This window comes from Sinosporangium album (assembly GCF_900100605.1).
GTDB classification, from domain to species: Bacteria; Actinomycetota; Actinomycetes; order Streptosporangiales; family Streptosporangiaceae; genus Sinosporangium; species Sinosporangium album.
The window spans coordinates 1-1,843 of sequence record NZ_FNCN01000083.1; the positions used below are offsets into that span (position 1 = coordinate 1).

The 1,843-nt window shown below is 66.6% G+C and carries 2 protein-coding genes; both read left to right on the top strand.

Annotated features, from left to right (window positions below; genetic code table 11):
• Positions 1 to 49 precede the first annotated feature (49 nt).
• Positions 50 to 382: a Hint domain-containing protein gene (locus BLQ73_RS30695; RefSeq protein WP_275936344.1), complete on the top strand. Its 333-nt coding sequence runs from the start codon at positions 50 to 52 to the stop codon at positions 380 to 382.
• A gap of 55 nt (positions 383 to 437) precedes the next feature.
• Positions 438 to 1,796 (top strand): IS701 family transposase, encoded by a 1,359-nt coding sequence (locus BLQ73_RS30700; protein ID WP_420820055.1) that lies wholly within the window; start codon positions 438 to 440, stop codon positions 1,794 to 1,796.
• Positions 1,797 to 1,843 lie beyond the last annotated feature (47 nt).

Genomic DNA, 1,843 nt, shown 5'->3' on the forward strand with positions numbered 1-1,843 from the left:
AGGTCCTGCCCGATGGTGAGGCCGGCGATGTGGCTTCAAGTCCAGCTTCGTGCCCGGGACAGCCGTTGTCATGGCCGACGGCAGCAGCAAACCCATCGAGGACGTCGAAGTCGGGGACGAGGTCTTAGCCACCGATCCCGAAACCGGCAGAACCGAGGCCAAACCCGTCACCGCCCTCATCACCAGCAAGAGCGCCAAGAACCTCGTTCGTATCACCGTCGACACCGATGGCGAGCGGGGCGACTCAACCGGAGCTATCATAGCGACCGATAACCACCCCTTCTGGCTAGTAGGGCAGCCGCAGATCGTGCCCAGGGCTGGTGATCGCCCACGCGGAGTGGCAGACCCGCCCGTACGTCTGGTCTGTCCGCAGGCGCGTTAACGAAGAACGGCCACCGCTGTGATCATTCAGGTGTGATGGAACTGAAGATCGTGCGATGGCCGTGCCTGTCAGCGTAGAGCACTTTGACGCGGCCCGCCTGCAGCCGGGTCTAGATGATGCGTTCGCTCAGGTGGCGGGCCGGTTCAAACGGCGAGAGGTCCGACTTCGCGCGCGCTCGTGTGTCCAGGGGATGCTGTCGGGCCTGGAGCGCAAGAACGGCTGGACACTGGCGGAGTACGCCGGAGAGCGCACTCCGGATGGGATGCAGAGGCTGTTCAACGCCGCGGTATGGGACGAGCACGGGGTCCGCGACGACATCCGCACCTATGTGCTCGGCCATCTGGGCGACCCCGGCGGGGTGCTGATCGGCGACGACACCGGGTTCGTGAAGGCCGGCACCCGCTCGGCCGGGGTGCAGCGCCAGTACACCGGCACCGCCGGGAAGATCACCAACTGTCAGATCGGTGTCTACCTGGCCTATGCCTCACCACGCGGGCGCGCATTGATCGACCGGGACCTCTACCTGCCCAGAGAATCCTGGATCGCGGACGCCGACCGCTGCGCGGCGGCGAAGATCGGTCCTGAGGTGGGCTTCCGCACCAAGCCGCAACTTCTTCAGGCGATGATCGAACGTGCCCTCGCCGCCGGCGTGCCGTTCGCCTGGGTCACCGCGGATGAGGCCTACGGCGACAACGGGCCGCTGCGCCGTTTCCTGGAAGATGAGCGGCTCGGCTACGTGATGGCCGTCTCCCGCGATCATCAGATCAGCACCGCGGCGGGGAAGGTCCGCGCCGATGTCATGGCCACGCGCGTGCCCCGCACCGGGTGGCAGCGCCTGTCGTGCGGCGCCGGCTCCAAGGGCGAGCGATGGTATGACTGGGCGCTGGTCGCCACTGCCGCCTCCACCCACCGGTTGCTGATCCGACGCTCGATCAGCAGGCCCTCCGAGCTGGCGTTCTACCTCGCCTCCAGCCCACGCCCGGCAGCGCTGCGGGAACTGGTCCGGGTGGCCGGCACGCGATGGGCCGTCGAGGAGTGTTTTCAGGCCGGTAAGAACGAGGCCGCGCTCGACCATTACCAGGTTCGCCTCTATCGGGCCTGGTATCGCTACAGCACAATCGCCATGCTCGCCCTGGCGTTCCTCGCCGTCACCCGTGCCGGCCAATTTCCTCCGGGTGGGCCACCTGATGGCCCCGCCACCGGCGGTGAGGCCATCACGGCGGCCCCGCCGGCGGCAACGCACGGTGATCATGTCATCGCACTGTCCGCCAACGAGATCCGCCGGTTGTTCGCGCTGCTGACTCGGCCATCCATCGACCATGCCCACGTCCAGCACTGGTCCGCCTGGCGGTTACGCCATCAAACTCGAGCCCGGCGATGCCACTACCAGCGACGACGCCTTAGAGATCACTAAATGCGGCTGCCCTACTAGAGAGGTTTAAAGGCTGAGGTTAGGGCGGC

What these genes read in the sequence shown, in the direction of transcription:
- BLQ73_RS30700 (WP_420820055.1), top strand. Translation starts at nt 438, where the DNA reads ATGGCCGTGCCTGTCAGCGTAGAGCACTTTGACGCGGCCCGCCTGCAG.